Consider the following 15,163-nt stretch of genomic DNA (forward strand, 5'->3'; position numbering starts at 1 on the left):
AACCTGAACCACTATTCAACTAGGCATCGAACACCGATGATGGATGTGCCCGAGAAGCCACAGCTTGCCGACGCGCCGGACAAGACCCCGCGCACCGAACGCGGCCGCCGCACGCTGCGCGCCATCCTCGACGCGGCCGCCGAGGAATTCGGGGAGCGCGGTTATCACGAAGGCTCGATCGCCCGCATCGCCCAGCGCGGCGGCGTCGCCATCGGCAGTTTCTACACCTATTTCGATTCGAAGGAGGCGATCTTTCGCGCCCTCGTCGCCGACATGAGCCGCCAAGTCCGCGAGACGGTGGCGCCCGTCATTCTCGCCGCCCCCGACCGATTGTCGGGGGAACGCGCCGGCATCGCCGCCTTCATCGGCTTCGTCCGCCAGCACAAGGCGCTCTATCGCATCATCGACGAAAGCGCCTTTGTCGCCGAGGACGCCTATCGCCGCCATTATCGCGAGATCGCGGAAGGCTATGCCGCCTCGCTAAGCGCCGCCCATGGCCGCGGCGAGATTTCGGACGGCGACATGACCGTCCGCGCCTGGGCGATCATGGGCATGAACGTCTTTCTCGGTCTGCGCTTCGGCGTCTGGGACGAGAGCCTGTCACCCGAGGCGGTGGCGGAGGTGGCGGCCGGACTGGTCAGCAACGGGCTGGCAGCGCCCTAGACCAGCACGCGCCCCGGCTGCGGCACGGTATCGAGAGCCGTGGTCGCGTCGATCTCCAGCAGCGGCTCGATATGGCCGTTGCGCATGTCATAGACCCAGCCGTACAGGCACAACTTGGCCTGGCGGGCGAATGCCCCTTGCACGGTCGCGGTATTGGCAAGCTTCACCAGCTGGTCGCGGACGTTGCACTCGACAAAGCGGTTCACCCGCGCCTCGCGGTCGGGCATCGCGTCGATCTCATGGGCGTGGTTGGCATGGACCTCGCGGGCGTTCTCCAGCCAGCGGTCGATCGGCCCCTCGACATTGCCATCGAGCGCCGTCGTGATACCGCCGCAACCATAGTGGCCGCAGACGATGATGTGCGGCACCTCGAGCACGTCGACGGCATATTGCAGCACCGCCATCAGGTTGAGATCGGCCGTCGACACCAGGTTCGCGACATTGCGGTGGATGAACAGGCCGCCCGGCGTCGAATCGGTCATCTGGTCGGGCGACACGCGGCTGTCGGAGCAACCGATCCACAGGAATTCCGGCCGCTGCCCGACCAGGTGCCGACTGAAATAGTCGGGATCGTCATGAAGCTGTTCGGCCGCCCAGGCTCGGTTGGCGAGCAGGAGCTGCTTGTATTCGTTCATGCGAAACGCACCTTCTTGAGCGGAGCCTCGATCTGCGAGGCGGTGCGGCCGGCAGCATCGCCCTTGACCAGCACCGTGATACCACGAAACGGCGCGCCCTTGGCAAAGGCGTTGATGATGTCGATGTTGTCGAGGTCGACATAGCTGGTCGCCGACAGGTCGATCAGCACGTCGCAATTGTCCGGGATACGCGACAGCGCCTTTTGCAGCTGGACCTTGTGGATGAAATACAGGTCCCGACGCGCCCGCACCATGCAGGTGTCGCCGTTCTCGACATAGCTGATCGCCGTGCTGAAATTGCGCGCGATGACAAAGCCGAAGCCGATGACCAGCCCGATGATGATCCCGCGCAAAAGGTCGGTGAACAGGATCGCCGCGATGGTCGCCACGAACGGCACGAACTGCGTCCAGCCATGGCTCCAGCGCTCGGTATACAGCTTGGGCTTCGTCAGCTTGTAGCCGGTCATGATCAGCACCGCGGCCAGCGCCGACAGCGGGATCATGTTGAGAACGAAGGGAATCAGCACCACGCTGAGCAGCAGCCAGGTGCCGTGCAGCATCGTCGACAGCCGGCTGTCGGCACCCGATTCGACGTTCGCCGAGCTGCGCACGATGACCGAGGTGACCGGGATGCCGCCAAGGAGACCCGACACCAGGTTGCCGGCGCCCTGGGCGAGCAATTCGCGATTCTTGTCGGTCACGCGCCGCTTGGGATCGATCTCGTCGACAGCCTTGACGCTGAGCAGCGATTCGAGACTGGCGACGATGGCGATGGTGATCGCCGCGACCCACATCGCGCTGTTGCCGATGGCGCTGAAGTCGGGGGTGCGGAACAGGCCGATGAACTCGCCGGTCGATTTCGGCACCGGCACCTGGACCAGATGCTCGGGACCGATCGCGAGGCCCGGCGCCACCATGCCGAACACCATGTTGGCGACCACGCCGAATACGACGACGACCAGCGGCCCCGGCAACAGTTTCAGCGGGCCGTCCTTGGGCTTCGCCTTGTCCCACCAGATCATGAAGACGATCGAGACCGCCGCGATCAGCGCCGATCCCCAGATGATCTGTTCGCGCAACAGCATCGACAAATGGCTGAGCGTGTTGCTGCCGCCGGGCTCGCTGAACGTGAAGCTGCCTTCGTAATCGCCATTATAGCCAATGGCATAGGGCAACTGCTTCAGAATCAGGATGATGCCGATGGCGGCGAGCATGCCGACGATGACGGACGACGGCACGAATTCGCTGAGCACGCCGGCACGGGTCAGCGAGAACAGCAGCTGCAGCGCACCCGCCAGACAAACGGCAAGCAGGAACACCTCGTAGGTCGGCAGCCGCTCGATGGCGCCGAAGACGATGGCGGTGAGGCCGGCAGCAGGGCCGCTGACCGACAATGGAGAGCCGCTCAACGCGCCGATGACGATGCCGCCGACGACTCCGGCGATCAGTCCGGAGAACAGCGGCGCCCCCGATGCAAGCGCGACGCCGAGGCAAAGCGGCAAGGCAACCAGCGCCACGACAATCGAGGCCGGAAGGTCGGACCGCCAGCTGGAAAACAGGCCCCGCTTGCTTGCCGCCACACTCTTGCTCGCCATTCGCTCTCCGGACCGATGTTACATTACAGGGAGTTCATCTAACCCGGCCAATGCTGCGGTGCAACCTGCAAGACACCCAGACCAAAGTATAATATGGCTGCGGAACGGTCTTGCGCCAGTAGCGTTCCAGTCTTGCCTGCACCCACGCGGAGAAAGTCGATGACCGAGATCCACTATCGCATCGTCGAGCATGACGGTGGCTGGACCTACAAGCTCGGCGACGTCTTTGCCGAAACCTTCCGCACTCATGACGATGCCCTGGCCGCCGCCCGTGCCGTCGTCGCCGAACAGCAACTCGGCGGCGAAACCGTGCCGATCAGTTGGCAGGACGCCGACGGCAAATGGCATGAGGAAGTCGCCAGGGGCGATGATCGCCCCATCGCCGACGTCATCGACGAATAACCGGCGTTATCGATGAATGGCCGCCTTGTCGCGCCGCTCCGCCACCCAGGCTCCGGCCATCGTCACGCCATAGCCGAACAGCGCCAGCAGGCCCATCTGCACGCCGTTTTCGGCGGCGCCGGACACCAGCGAAACCATCTGCAGCACCGTCAGCAGCAGCAGGAACCCCAGCGCCGGACCCGCGGCGAGGCCCTGGTCCTTGCGCAACGCGATCCAGCCGCCCCCCGCCAGCGCCACCACGCCCATCTCCAGCGCCATCTCCGGCTGGGGCAGGTTCCACAGGCCCAGCCCCACCTTCATGCTGTCGAACCACAGGCCGAGGTCGGGCCGGTGTGCGACAAGGTCGAGCAGCCAGTGCGAAAACACCACCAGCGCGACGACGATCCCGGCCCTGGGCACCCCCTGCCACCACCGCGCCGCCAGCAGCCCGGCGACCGCCGACCATAGCAGCGCGGTGGGCAGGCTGTGCGTCCAGGGCATGTAATAAAGGTCGAGCGGGCTGCCCGGCAGCCCCGGCACGATGCGCAATTTCTCGACGCCCGCCATGACGAGCGTCGCCCAGCCGAGGTCGAGAAGCTGGCTGGCACCGATCAACGGCCACAGCGGCAGCCTCGGGCAGGCGATCTTGCCGACGATCCCGGCCGCAAAATGGCCGACGAACACCTAGCGAGCCTTGCGCCACGGCCAGTCGACGACGCCGCCGGCGAACAACGCCCACCAGACGAACACCGGCTGGAACGCCAGGCGCGGCGCATGATAGCCCCAGCCGAGCGCCGTGCCGCCGACCTTCACGCCTTCCAGCGCATGCTTGATGTTGGCCGGATAGACCGCGACGGCATAAGCGGCGAGCGCCAGCCCCGCCAGCCAGCGCAGCCGCGGCACGAACAGCGCGACGGCGCCGATGATTTCACAGACACCGGTGAGCAGGATCGTCTCGCGCGGGCTCGGCACCCAGGCCGGCACGATCGGCAAAAACGCCTCGGGTGAGCGCAGATGGATGCAGCCGACAGTGAAATAGATCACGGAAAGCAGCCAGCGCAGCATGGTGCGGAGTTGTTCGCGGCGGTGCAGTGAAAGTGTCGCGATGCCCAAACTCAGTGCCCGAGCAGCCGCGCCGCCTGGGCGCGGGCTTCGTCGGTGACATCGGACCCTGACAACATGCGGGCAATCTCCTCCTGCCGCGCCGCGATGTCCAGCGGAACGACATTGGTTCGCGTCGCCCCGGCGCTGGTGGCCTTGGCAATCCGCCACTGATGCGCACCCCGCGCCGCCACCTGCGGGCTGTGGGTGACGACCAGGACCTGGGCGGTTTCCGCCAGCCTGGCGAGCCGGTCGCCGATGGCGGAGGCCACTGCACCCCCCACGCCGCGGTCGATTTCGTCGAAGATCAGCGTGCCCGCACTGCCGGTTTCGGCCAGCGCGACCTTCAAGGCGAGCACGAAACGCGACAGTTCGCCCCCGCTGGCGATCTTGATCAGCGGGCCGAACGGCGCGCCCGGGTTGGTGGCGATCTCGAACTCGACGCGTTCGGCGCCCTCCGGCCCCGGTTCGGCGGCGACGACGACGGTGCGAAAGCGCGCCGCGTCGAGCTTCAGCGGCGCCAGTTCGCCCGCCACGGCAGCGTCGAGGCGGCCGGCAGCGGCGCGGCGGGCGGCGCCCAGTGCCGTCGCGGCACCGTCATAGGCGGCCGCCGCGGCGCGGGTTGCCGCCGCCAATGCCTTCAGGCCCCCCTCGCCCGCCACCAGCGCCGCGGCCCGCGCCTGCAAGGTGTCGGCAAGGTCGGCCAATGCATCGGCCTCGACGCGGTGCTTGCGGGCCATGGCGCGCAGGTCGAACAGCCGGGTTTCGGTCGCTTCGAGCCGCGCCGGGTCGGCATCGAGCGCCTGGACGGCCGCTGCCAGCCGGGTTTCGGCTTCGCCGGCCTCCACCAGCGCGCGATCGAGGCTCTCCAGCGCTTCGCCGAGCAGCGGATGTTCGGCGCCGATGCGGTCGAGCCGCCGCGCCGCCTGCGCCAACTGGCCGATTCCGCCGTCTTTTCCGGACAGTAACGCCTCGACCGCGGTCAGGTCGTCGGTCAGCCGCGCGCCCTTTTGCATCGATGCACGCGCCTCGGCGAGCTCGGCTTCCTCGCCTGGCAGCGCATTCAGCGCCGATAATTCCTTGATTGCGTGATCAAGCCATTCCCGGTCGCGCTGGTCACTCTCCAGGCGTTCGGCAGCCATTGTTTCCGCCGATTTGGCCGCCTGCCAGGCCCCCCACGCCCCCCGAACCGCCGCCAGTTGCGATGCCAGCCCGGCAAAACTGTCAAGCAACGCCCGATGGCCGCGCGCCGCCAGCAGGCCACGATCATCGGACTGGCCGTGAATCTCCACCAGGGCCGCTCCCGCCTCGCGCAGCAGCGCCGCCGACACCGGCTGGTCGTTGACATAGGCGCGGCTGCCGCCATCGGCCTTCAGCTGGCGGCGCAGGATGATCGGCATATCGCCGTCGCCGGCGCCGTCGATATCGTTGGCCAGCAGCAGCGCGCGCGCCGGATGCGCGGCCCCGACGGTGAATTCCGCCGTCACCCGCGCCGAATCGGCGCCGGTCCGCACCAGCCCGGCATCGCTGCGTGCGCCCATCGCCAGCCCCAGCGCGTCGAGCAGGATCGATTTGCCCGCCCCGGTTTCGCCGGTCAGCACCGACAGGCCGGCGCTGAAATCCAGCGCCAGCGCTTCGATCAGCACCACGTTGCGGATATCGAGCAGGGTCAGCACGGCCCTTCCTTACAAGTGCTTTGGCCGTTCGTCTCCCCCGCTGCAGCGGCCCCGACACCAGCCTTTGTGCTTGCGCAAAGCGGAAAAATCCCTATACGGCGGCGCTTCACGAAACCCGGGGCTTCCGGCGGTCGCCGATGCGGCCTAAAGACGCCGTGAGACACGCCTCAACCGCAAGACAGATACAGGTGCCTTATGGCCGTTCCGAAACGCAAGACTTCGCCTTCCAAGCGCAACATGCGCCGCAGCCACCACGCGCTGGTCCCGGCCGCGTTCCAGGAATGCCCCAATTGTGGCGAGCTGAAGCAGCCGCACCACCTGTGCAACGCCTGCGGCCACTATAACGGGCGCGAAGTCATCGCCGAAAACCAGGCCTGAATCCGTTCAGGCCCTGGTGGCTGACGCCGAACGCATGATCGCCCCCGTCCCGTCCGCAACGGTCTCGCCGACCATTGCGCTCGACGTGATGGGTGGTGATGCCGGCCTGGCCGATGTCATGGCCGCCGCCGAACTGGCCTCCGAACGCTATCCGCGCCTCGTCTTTCGCCTGCACGGCCCCGAAACCCGCATCAAGGCGGAGCTGGCGCGTTGCCCGCGCCTCGCCGCCACGGCCGTCGTCGTCCACACCGACGAGGTCGTGAAGGGCACCGACAAGCCCAGCCAGGCGTTGCGCCGCTCGCGCACCTCGTCGATGGGCATGGCCATCCAGTCGGTCAAGGACGGCGCCGCCCATGCCGCAGTCTCCGCCGGCAACACCGGCGCGCTGATGGCGATGGCGCTGTTCGCGCTGCGCACCATGCCGGGCATCGACCGCCCCGCCCTCGCCGCGCTGCTGCCGACACTGAAGAATGATTCGGTCGTCCTCGACCTGGGCGCCAATACCGAATGCGATGCCGAAAACCTGGTGCAGTTCGCCGTCATGGGCGCCGCCTTTGCCCGCACCGTGCTCGGCCTTGAAAAGCCGCGGGTCGCCCTCCTCAACATCGGCGAGGAGGAATTGAAGGGCACCGATGAGTTGAAGGAAGCCGCCGGGCTGCTGCGCGGCGCCAATCTGCCGATGACATTCGAGGGCTTTGTCGAAGGCGACAAGATCGGCCAGGGCAATGTCGATGTCATCGTCACCGACGGTTTTTCCGGCAATATCGCGCTGAAAACCGCCGAAGGCACCGGCAAGCTGGTCGTCGGCCTGCTCACCGCCGCCTTCAAATCATCCTGGCTGACGCAGCTCGGCTATCTGCTGTCGCGCGGCGCGCTGTCGGCACTGCGCGCGCATCTCGATCCCAATGCCCATAACGGCGCGGTTTTCCTGGGCCTGAACGGCATCGTCGTCAAAAGCCACGGATCGGCGAACGTGCGCGGCATTGCCAACGCCATCGGCGTGGCGCACGACCTGATCGCCGACAATGTCAGCGAACGCATCATGCACGATCTCGCCAATTTCCAGGCGCACCGCCCGGCGGTTGCCGAAATCGCCGCCAAGTGATCGCCGCGGCATGATCCGGGCCCGCATCATCGGCACCGGCAGCTATCTGCCCCAGCACATCCTGAGCAATGTCGAGCTCGCCGCTCGCGTCGACACCAGCGACGAATGGATCGTCGAACGCACCGGCATCCGCCAGCGCCACATCGCCGCCGAGGGGGAATTCACCTCGGATCTCGCCACAGAAGCTGCCCGCAAGGCGCTGGAAAGCTGCGGCCTGACCCCCGACGACATCGACCTGATCGTCGTCGCGACGGCCACCCCCGACCAGACGTTCCCGGCCTGCGCCACCGTTGTGCAGCACAAATTGGGCATGATCCACGGCGTCGCCTTCGATGTCGCGGCGGTGTGCTCGGGTTTCCTCTATGCCCTGCAGGTCGCCGATGCGCTGATCACGTCCGGCGCCTATCGCACCGCGCTGGTCATCGGCGCCGAAACCTTCTCGCGGATCCTCGACTGGGAGGATCGCGGCACCTGCGTGCTGTTCGGCGATGGCGCCGGCGCCGTGGTGCTCCGCGCCGAAGCCGGCACCGGCACCGCTGTCGATCGCGGCATTCTTGCCACCCGCCTGCACAGCGACGGCCGCTACAACGACCTGCTCTATGTCGACGGCGGCCCCGGATCGACCGGCACTACCGGCAAGCTGCGCATGAAGGGCCGCGAGGTGTTCCGCCACGCCGTCACCAACCTGGCCGCGGTGATGACCGAAACGCTCGGCGCCGCCGGGCTCGATCCCGCCGAGGTCGCGTGGGTGATCCCCCACCAGGCCAATCTGCGCATTCTCGAGGGCACGGCGAAAAAGCTGGGCCTGCCGATCGAGCGCGTCGTCGTCACTGTCGACCGCCATGCCAACACCTCGGCGGCATCGGTGCCGCTGGCGCTCGACGCCGCGGTCCGCGACGGGCGGGTGAAAGCCAATGATTTGCTGTTGTTGGAAGCGATGGGTGGTGGCTTTACCTGGGGGGCCGCCGCAGTCAGGTGGTAGCTTATTCCATAATCTTCGGTTAATGATGGTGGGAGTGTCGCGGCTTGCGTGTTTCGAGGCGTCCGTTGGGGGAAGGTGAAGCGAATGAGCAAGACAGAAAGCATCGCAGCAGGCAGCCTGACGCGCGCCGACCTGGCCGACGCGGTTCACAACGAAATCGGGCTTTCCAGGGCCGAATCGGCGTCGCTGGTCGAATCGGTGCTCGATCGCATCGGTGATGCGCTGGTTGCCGGCAACAACGTCAAGATCTCGTCCTTCGGCAGTTTCGTCCTGCGCCAGAAGGGCCTGCGCATCGGCCGCAACCCCAAGACCGGCATCGAAGTGCCGATCGAGCCGCGCACCGTGCTGACCTTCCGCCCGAGCCAGCTACTGCGCGAGGCGATCAACAAGCCGGCGAATAAGGGCTAGGCCATGGCATCTGCAGGCGCCGGCGGAAGCGCGGACAAGGAAAAATCCGACCGGGCGTTCCGGACGATCAGCGAGGCGGCCGAAACGATCGGCGTGCCCCAGCATGTCCTGCGCTTCTGGGAAACGCGCTTTCCGCAGCTGCAACCGTTGAAGCGTGGTGGCAACCGCCGCTATTACCGCCCGGCCGACATGGCGCTGCTCGCCACCATCAAGGCGATGCTCCACGACGAGGGGCTGACCATCCGCGGCGCCCAGCTGGCGCTCGGTGGCACCAAGGACCGCGCCAAGCCGGCGCCGGTTCGCACCGTCATGGAGCCGCCGCCGGCCCCCGAAGCCGTTCCCGCCATTGTGCCGACGCCAGTCGCCACCTTTGTACCGCCTTCCATTCCAGGGCCGATCCTCGACCTCGCCGCCCTGCGCGACATCCGCGACCGCCTGCGCCACGCCCTCGCGGCCTGACCGGTGCGCAGCCTTGCCGTGTTCAGCGTCAAGGGTGGCGTCGGCAAATCGGCCCTGGCGGTCAATCTCGCCCATGCCGCGGCCTCGCTGTCGGCGCGCCGCACGCTGTTGTGGGACCTCGACGCCCAGGGCGCCGCGACCTACACACTGCGCCTGACCGCCCGCGCCGACGCGTCGGCGCGCAAGGGCATCGCCGGCGGCGACCTGATGCCGCTGGTCCAGGCGTCGGATTTCGCCAGGCTCGACGTGCTCGCCGCCGACAAGTCGCTCCGCCAGCTCGAAAAACAGCTCGGCGAGGACGACAGGGCCAAGCGGCTGCGAAAGCTGATCAAGTCGTTGGAGGCCGAGTATGACCGCGTCATCCTCGACTGCCCGCCCGGCCTGACCCAGCTCGCCGACCAGGTGTTTCGCGCCGTCGACCTGCTCGTTGTGCCGATGCTGCCCTCCCCGCTGTCGATGCGGGCCTATGACCAGTTGCTCGAGCATCTGGCCAAACACCATCGCGGCAGCGCGCCGACGGTGCTGCCGGTGTTCACCATGGTCGATCGCCGCAAGGCCCTCCACCGCAGCACCGTGGCGCTGGCGCCCGACAGGCCCGTCATCCCCTATGCCGCCGCCATCGAAACCATGGCGGCGACGCAGATGCCGGTGCTGGCCGGATCGCCAAAGTCGCCCGCCGCCCGCGCGCTCGCGGGACTGTGGACCGAGGTCGAGCGGGCGCTGGTGAAACTCGGGTAGACATTAGGGTACAGCCGTCCGGTAGTGCGAAATACTCAAGAAAGAGGTCCAGACTAAAGCGCCTCTATTCGTAAGTCTCTACCTAGGTCGTCGCAATTCTCGCCAAATCGGCTAGGATAAGGAGAGTTATTGTGGAACCTCTACTTGATGAAATCCGAGCAACTTTTGACTGTGGGATTTACTATCCGGTCGTATCGACATTGTTGATGTTGCCTGACGCCTGTGGCGCTGTTGAATTCTGGGGTCAGCCAAAGAAGCCGAAGGAGCGGTATGTAGAATGGTACGATAAATGGGTATTGCCTCGATTTACAGCTAAGATAGTAAACTTTGATGGCTCAGTAGTTTATATAGTGCGAAACGCATTGATTCATGAGTCGACGGGATTCACCAGAGGCAAGCATGGATTTGACCGCATTATCTTCGTGCCACCGAACCGAGCAAACGTCGTGGTTAATTTCTACCTCGCCAGAACCGGAGCCCGACCCAATGATGCGGCATTCTATATAACGATCAAAGACTTCATGATCGCTCTGGATTTGGGCGTGCGCGAATGGCTTAGCGAAGTCCAAAGCGATGCCGATAAGCGAAGATCCGATGCAGTTGATAAACTGATCCAATATCGGCCACATGGACAATGGCCTTACATCGACGGTCTTCCGATAATATGTTAGACTTAAAGCGGCCTGTTAATTCTGCGCAGCCCTACTCCGCCGCCACCCGCCCCGGCGCTTCCGCCCCCGGCAGCTCGCGCACTTCCGCGCCGCCGCGCCGCGCGCGCAGCCGGGCGTTGATGCCTTCGATGCCGAGATAGACGACCGGCGTGATGAACAGCGTCAGCACCTGGCTGACCAGCAGCCCGCCCATCACCGCGATCCCCAGCGGCTGGCGCAGTTCGGCGCCGGCGCCGATGCCGAAGGCCAGCGGTGCGGCGGCGGCCATGGCGGCGAAGGTCGTCATCATGATCGGGCGGAAGCGCTTTGATGCCGCCTCGCGGATGGCGTGGACCGGGGTCCAGCCGTGCTCGCGCTGCCCGGCGAGCGCAAAATCGATCATCATGATGGCGTTTTTCTTGACGATGCCGATCAGCAGCACGACGCCGATGATGCCGATGATGTCCAATGGCATGTTGAACAGCCACAAGAAGGCCACCGCGCCGATGCCGGCGGCCGGCAGGCCCGACAGGATGGTGATCGGGTGGGCGAAGCTTTCATACAGCACGCCCAGGACGATGTAGATCACGATGATGGCGGCGAGGAACAGGATCGGCATCGACGATGTCGAGGCGCCGAATTGCTGGGCATTGCCGCCGAAGGCGCCGCTGATGCTTGCCGGCTGGTCGAGCTCCGCCGCCGCGGCATCGATCAATGGCTTGGCCTGTGACAGCGCCACCCCCTTGGCGAGGTTGAAGGAGACGGTGACGGCCGGCAACTGGCTCTGGTGGGCGACGACCGTCGGCGCGCCTTCGATGTTCAGCGTGACGAGCGCCGACAGCGGCACCAGCTGGCCCGGCGCGCCATTGACCGCGGCCGAGCGCACCGTCAGCCGGCCGATGCCGTCCGGCGTCATCTGCTGGGTCGATTCGGCCTCCATGATCACGTCATAGCTGTCGGCATCGGTGTAGATCGTCGACACCTGCTGGTTGCCGAAGGCGGCGAACAGGGTCTGGCGGATGGCGGCGACCGGCACGCCGAGCCGGCTGGCGGCATCGCGATCGACCTTGACCATGACCTGGCGGGCGCCGCGCTGGTAATCGGTCGACACGTCCTCGAACCCCGGCGTGGCGCGCAGGCGGGCCTCGAGCTGCGGCGCATAGGCATAGAGGCTTTCCTTGTCGACCGACGACAACGTGTACTGGTAGTTCGACGAGGACTGGCGGCCGCCGAGCTGCAAGTTCTGCGGGATGTTGGGGAAGGCCGAGATGCCGGGGATGCTTGCCAGCTTCTTGCGCAACCGCGCCTGGACGACTTCGGCGGAATCGCGCTCGGACCGCGGTTTCAGCGGTGCGAACATGCGGCCGGTGTTGGCGCTGCCGAAACTGCCGCCGCCGAGGAAGCTGTTGACGCGCAGTACCGCCGGGTCGGCGCGCACGATCCGCGCCACCTGGTCCTGCTTGGCCTGCATGTCGGTGAAGCTGATGTCGGGTGCCGCCTCGGTACCGATGAAGATGGCGCCGGTATCTTCCGTCGGGAAAAAGCCCTTGGGCACCACGGTGAAGCCCCAGATTGCGACGCCGATCGACACGACGGTCAGCACGCCGACGATCTTCCTGTGCCGCAACGTCGAATCGAAGGCCCTGATGTAGCGCGACTGCAGCTTGCCGAAGGCGCGGGTGGAGGCGCGCGCGACGCGGCTGCCCTCCCCCTGGTGGCCGGGTTTCAACACGCGGGCCGCGACCATGGGGATCAGCGTCAGCGACAAGGCCGCCGAAATGGCGATGGCGATCGTCATCGTCACCGCGAATTCGCGGAACAACCGCCCGATGACGCCGCCCATGAACAGCAGCGGGATGAACACCGCGACCAGCGAAATCGAAATCGACAGCACGGTGAAGGCGATTTCGTTGGCACCGGTCACCGCCGCCCGGCGCGGGTCCTCGCCGCCCTCGATCCGCCGCACGATGTTTTCGAGGACGACGATGGCATCGTCGACGACGAAGCCGGTCGCCAGCGTCAGCGCCAGCAGCGACAGGTTGTCGAGGTTGAACTTGAAGAAATACATGCCGGCAAAGGTGCCGACGGCGGCCAGCGGCAGCACGATCGCCGGGATGATCGTCGCGCGCCAGTCACCGAGCACCAGATAGATGACGAGGATGACGAGGATCGCGGTGCCGACCAGCGTGTATTGCGCATCGGTGACCGAATGGCGGACCGAATCCGATCGGTCGACGATCGGCTGCATGGTGATCGACGGCGGCACCGATGCCTGGATCGCGGGCAAGGTCGCGAGCACATCGTCGACCAGCTTGACGACATTGGCGCCGGGCTGGCGCGAGATGGCGAGCGTCAGCGACGGTTCACCGTTGAGTTTCGACCCGCCGTAATAGTTCTCGAAACTGTCGATGACCTTGGCGACGTCGCCGACCCGCACCGGCAGGCCATCGCGGCTGGCGACGATGATACTGGCGAATTCGCGCGTCGTCTCGAGGTTGCCGCTGGCATCGAGGATGTAGCTGCGTTCCCCGCGAGTGATCGAACCGACGGCGATGTTGCTGTTGGCGGCGGCGACCGCGGCGCGCACATCGTCGGGCGTCAGGTTGCGGGCCGTCAGCGCGGCGGGATCGAACTGGATGCGCATCGCATAGCGGCGGCTGCCATAGGTCTGCACCTCGCCGACGCCCGACATGGTGGAGATGCGCGGCACCACCAGCGTGTCGACGATGGTCTGCAGCGCGTTCGACGACCGTGTCCTGTCGCGGATGGAGATCAGCAGCACGGCCTGGTCGGCGGGATTGATCTTCTTGAAGGTCGGCGGCGTCGGCATCTCGCGCGGCAGGCGACGCGCCACCGCCGACAGCGCCGATTGCACGTCGAGCGCCGCCGCATCGATGTTGCGATCGAGCGCGAACTGGACGGTGACGGTGGTGGAGCCCGTCGTCGACGACGAGGTGATCAGATCGATGCCGGCGATGGTCGACAGCTGGCGCTCGATGGGGGTCGCGACCGACGAAGCCATGGTCGCCGGATTGGCGCCGGGCAGGTTGGTGCTGATCTGGATGGTCGGCAGGTCAACCTCGGGCAGCGCCGAAACCGGCAGGGTGCGATAGCCGAAGATGCCGGCAAAGATCAGCGCCAGGCTGAGCAGCACCGTGGCGACGGGCCGTTCGACGGCGAGGCGCACCAGCCCCATCAGCCGCCGACCGTCGGTGCCGGCGCGGGCGCCGCGGCGGCGGTGCGGGGCGGGCGGCCGGGGCCGTCCTTGGTGCGCACCTTGTCGCCGGGTTTCAGCTTGGACAGCGCATCGACGACGATCCGCTCACCCGGTGCGACGCCGCTGGCGAGATAGACCTTCCCGCCCGACCGGCCGGCGACGGTGACATCGCGCATGGCGATCTTGCCGTCGCTGCCGATCGCCCAGACGAACGGCGCGTCGCGGCCCGTCTGCACCGCCGCCTCGGGCAGGGCGATGCGCGGCCGCGCGGCACCCAGCGGCAGCGCGATGTTGATGATGCCGCCCGGCCACAGCACATTGCCGACATTGGCGAATTCCGCCTTGGCGGCGACCGCGCCATTGCCGGCGCCGACATTGTTGTCGAGGAAGGTCAGCCGCCCTTGCGCGATCGCCGGCGCGCTGTCGTCTTCCTGCGGGCGGGCGACGACGCTGACCGGGCCGGACCCCATCGCCGTCCGCACCATCTGGATCTGGTCGGCCGGCACCAGGAACCGCACGGCGATCGGCGACAGCTGGTTGACGGTCACCAGCGGCAGCGTGTCGGCGGCGCGGATGTTGGCGCCGAGCCGGAAACCGATCTCCCCCGTGCGCCCGCTGACAGGCGCGCGGATGGTCAGGTAGCTCAATGTCGTTTCGGCGCTCTGCACCTCCGCCTCGGCGCCGGCGATGGCGGCGGCGGCGGTTCCCGCCAGCGCGCGGCGCTGGTCGACGACGGCGCCGGAAACAAAGCCCTTGCCGACCAGCGCCTCGGCGCGGGTCAGTTCGCCCCTCGCCAGCATGGCCTGGGCGTGCGCGCTGGCGAGGCCGGCGCGGGCCTGGGCGAGGGCTGCCCGCGCCGCGCGGTCGTCGAGCTGGAACAGCGGCTGGCCGGCGCGGACGGCGTCGCCTTCGTTGAACAGGATGCGGGTGATCTGGCCGTCGATGCGCGACCGCACCTGCACCGATTGCAGCGGCGTGACGGTGCCGAGCGCAATCAGGCTTGGCGCGAAATCGACGGCGCCCGCGGTCTGCGCCCCGACCAGCGCCGGCGGCCGCGCCTTTTTGGCATCGGCACCGCCGCCATCGCCGCCACAGGCGGAAAGGGCGAACAGCGGCAGCAGGCCCAGGGGAGACAGACGGTTCATGCGGACGCTATAACCTCATACGAAACAATC

16 protein-coding genes are annotated in these 15,163 nt (G+C 66.7%); 9 read left to right on the forward strand and 7 right to left on the reverse strand.

The genetic code is table 11. The features are described 5' to 3' along the window. The first annotated feature begins 39 nt into the window (after positions 1-39). Positions 40-663 carry a TetR/AcrR family transcriptional regulator gene (locus ACP7AI_RS04345; RefSeq protein WP_426166552.1) on the forward strand — a complete coding sequence of 208 codons (624 nt, stop codon included), beginning with the start codon at positions 40-42 and terminating at the stop codon, positions 661-663. On the opposite strand, the gene ACP7AI_RS04350 is transcribed toward ACP7AI_RS04345, so the two are convergent. Both ACP7AI_RS04350 and ACP7AI_RS04355 read right to left on the reverse strand, forming a co-directional pair. Beyond that, positions 660-1,298 (reverse strand): carbonic anhydrase, encoded by a 639-nt coding sequence (locus tag ACP7AI_RS04350; protein ID WP_426164497.1) that lies wholly within the window; start codon positions 1,296-1,298, stop codon positions 660-662. The genes ACP7AI_RS04345 and ACP7AI_RS04350 overlap by 4 nt on opposite strands. Continuing rightward, positions 1,295-2,893 carry a SulP family inorganic anion transporter gene (locus ACP7AI_RS04355; protein ID WP_426164499.1) on the reverse strand — a complete coding sequence of 533 codons (1,599 nt, stop codon included), beginning with the start codon at positions 2,891-2,893 and terminating at the stop codon, positions 1,295-1,297. The genes ACP7AI_RS04350 and ACP7AI_RS04355 overlap by 4 nt, the downstream gene beginning before the upstream one ends. A gap of 159 nt (positions 2,894-3,052) precedes the next feature. Between ACP7AI_RS04355 and ACP7AI_RS04360 the strand changes: the two genes are divergently transcribed. Next, positions 3,053-3,295 carry a DUF2188 domain-containing protein gene (locus ACP7AI_RS04360; RefSeq protein ID WP_426164501.1) on the forward strand — a complete coding sequence of 81 codons (243 nt, stop codon included), beginning with the start codon at positions 3,053-3,055 and terminating at the stop codon, positions 3,293-3,295. A 6-nt stretch (positions 3,296-3,301) separates the two neighbouring features. Here the strand turns inward: ACP7AI_RS04360 and ACP7AI_RS04365 are convergent, their stop codons facing one another. The 3 genes from ACP7AI_RS04365 to recN are packed head-to-tail and all read right to left on the reverse strand — an operon-like array spanning position 3,302 to position 6,051. Beyond that, positions 3,302-3,958 carry a hypothetical protein gene (locus tag ACP7AI_RS04365; protein ID WP_426164503.1) on the reverse strand — a complete coding sequence of 219 codons (657 nt, stop codon included), beginning with the start codon at positions 3,956-3,958 and terminating at the stop codon, positions 3,302-3,304. Beyond that, positions 3,959-4,339 carry a DoxX family protein gene (locus tag ACP7AI_RS04370; RefSeq protein ID WP_426164505.1) on the reverse strand — a complete coding sequence of 127 codons (381 nt, stop codon included), beginning with the start codon at positions 4,337-4,339 and terminating at the stop codon, positions 3,959-3,961. Positions 4,340-4,389: 50 nt separating this feature from the next. Then, positions 4,390-6,051 carry a DNA repair protein RecN gene (gene recN, locus ACP7AI_RS04375; RefSeq protein ID WP_426164508.1) on the reverse strand — a complete coding sequence of 554 codons (1,662 nt, stop codon included), beginning with the start codon at positions 6,049-6,051 and terminating at the stop codon, positions 4,390-4,392. A gap of 195 nt (positions 6,052-6,246) precedes the next feature. Between recN and rpmF the strand changes: the two genes are divergently transcribed. From rpmF to ACP7AI_RS04410, 7 genes are all read left to right on the forward strand, one after another. Continuing rightward, positions 6,247-6,429 carry a 50S ribosomal protein L32 gene (rpmF, locus tag ACP7AI_RS04380; RefSeq protein ID WP_426164511.1) on the forward strand — a complete coding sequence of 61 codons (183 nt, stop codon included), beginning with the start codon at positions 6,247-6,249 and terminating at the stop codon, positions 6,427-6,429. Between the two features lie 34 nt (positions 6,430-6,463). Further along, positions 6,464-7,534, forward strand: coding sequence for a phosphate acyltransferase PlsX (gene plsX / locus ACP7AI_RS04385; RefSeq protein WP_426164514.1), 1,071 nt, complete (start codon positions 6,464-6,466; stop codon positions 7,532-7,534). Between the two features lie 10 nt (positions 7,535-7,544). Continuing rightward, positions 7,545-8,516 (forward strand): beta-ketoacyl-ACP synthase III, encoded by a 972-nt coding sequence (locus ACP7AI_RS04390; protein ID WP_426164517.1) that lies wholly within the window; start codon positions 7,545-7,547, stop codon positions 8,514-8,516. Positions 8,517-8,600: 84 nt separating this feature from the next. Beyond that, on the forward strand, positions 8,601-8,924 hold the full coding sequence (locus ACP7AI_RS04395; RefSeq protein ID WP_426164520.1) for an integration host factor subunit alpha: 324 nt from the start codon (positions 8,601-8,603) through the stop codon (positions 8,922-8,924). A 3-nt stretch (positions 8,925-8,927) separates the two neighbouring features. Beyond that, positions 8,928-9,383, forward strand: coding sequence for a MerR family transcriptional regulator (locus ACP7AI_RS04400; protein WP_426164523.1), 456 nt, complete (start codon positions 8,928-8,930; stop codon positions 9,381-9,383). A 3-nt stretch (positions 9,384-9,386) separates the two neighbouring features. After that, on the forward strand, positions 9,387-10,121 hold the full coding sequence (locus tag ACP7AI_RS04405) for a ParA family protein (protein WP_426164525.1): 735 nt from the start codon (positions 9,387-9,389) through the stop codon (positions 10,119-10,121). 131 nt (positions 10,122-10,252) lie between these two features. Further along, a complete protein-coding gene (locus tag ACP7AI_RS04410) occupies positions 10,253-10,792 on the forward strand; it encodes a hypothetical protein (RefSeq protein ID WP_426164527.1) in 540 nt (179 codons plus the stop codon). Between the two features lie 31 nt (positions 10,793-10,823). On the opposite strand, the gene ACP7AI_RS04415 is transcribed toward ACP7AI_RS04410, so the two are convergent. Beyond that, positions 10,824-13,967: an efflux RND transporter permease subunit gene (locus ACP7AI_RS04415; RefSeq protein ID WP_426164529.1), complete on the reverse strand. Its 3,144-nt coding sequence runs from the start codon at positions 13,965-13,967 to the stop codon at positions 10,824-10,826. Then, positions 13,967-15,133, reverse strand: coding sequence for an efflux RND transporter periplasmic adaptor subunit (locus ACP7AI_RS04420; RefSeq protein WP_426164532.1), 1,167 nt, complete (start codon positions 15,131-15,133; stop codon positions 13,967-13,969). The genes ACP7AI_RS04415 and ACP7AI_RS04420 overlap by 1 nt, the downstream gene beginning before the upstream one ends. Positions 15,134-15,163 lie beyond the last annotated feature (30 nt).

Origin of the sequence: Sandarakinorhabdus sp. DWP1-3-1 (genome assembly GCF_049896705.1) — a bacterium.
In the GTDB taxonomy this organism is placed as follows: Bacteria; Pseudomonadota; Alphaproteobacteria; order Sphingomonadales; family Sphingomonadaceae; genus Sandarakinorhabdus.

Excerpts from the sequence above, each read along its gene's own strand:
- ACP7AI_RS04345 (WP_426166552.1), top strand. The coding sequence starts at position 40 with ATGGATGTGCCCGAGAAGCCACAGCTTGCCGACGCGCCGGACAAGACC.
- ACP7AI_RS04350 (WP_426164497.1), bottom strand. The coding sequence starts at position 1,298 with ATGAACGAATACAAGCAGCTCCTGCTCGCCAACCGAGCCTGGGCGGCC.
- ACP7AI_RS04355 (WP_426164499.1), bottom strand. The coding sequence starts at position 2,893 with ATGGCGAGCAAGAGTGTGGCGGCAAGCAAGCGGGGCCTGTTTTCCAGC.
- ACP7AI_RS04360 (WP_426164501.1), top strand. The coding sequence starts at position 3,053 with ATGACCGAGATCCACTATCGCATCGTCGAGCATGACGGTGGCTGGACC.
- ACP7AI_RS04370 (WP_426164505.1), bottom strand. The coding sequence starts at position 4,339 with ATGCTGCGCTGGCTGCTTTCCGTGATCTATTTCACTGTCGGCTGCATC.
- rpmF (WP_426164511.1), top strand. The coding sequence starts at position 6,247 with ATGGCCGTTCCGAAACGCAAGACTTCGCCTTCCAAGCGCAACATGCGC.
- plsX (WP_426164514.1), top strand. The coding sequence starts at position 6,464 with ATGATCGCCCCCGTCCCGTCCGCAACGGTCTCGCCGACCATTGCGCTC.
- ACP7AI_RS04390 (WP_426164517.1), top strand. The coding sequence starts at position 7,545 with ATGATCCGGGCCCGCATCATCGGCACCGGCAGCTATCTGCCCCAGCAC.
- ACP7AI_RS04395 (WP_426164520.1), top strand. The coding sequence starts at position 8,601 with ATGAGCAAGACAGAAAGCATCGCAGCAGGCAGCCTGACGCGCGCCGAC.
- ACP7AI_RS04400 (WP_426164523.1), top strand. The coding sequence starts at position 8,928 with ATGGCATCTGCAGGCGCCGGCGGAAGCGCGGACAAGGAAAAATCCGAC.
- ACP7AI_RS04415 (WP_426164529.1), bottom strand. The coding sequence starts at position 13,967 with ATGGGGCTGGTGCGCCTCGCCGTCGAACGGCCCGTCGCCACGGTGCTG.
- ACP7AI_RS04420 (WP_426164532.1), bottom strand. The coding sequence starts at position 15,133 with ATGAACCGTCTGTCTCCCCTGGGCCTGCTGCCGCTGTTCGCCCTTTCC.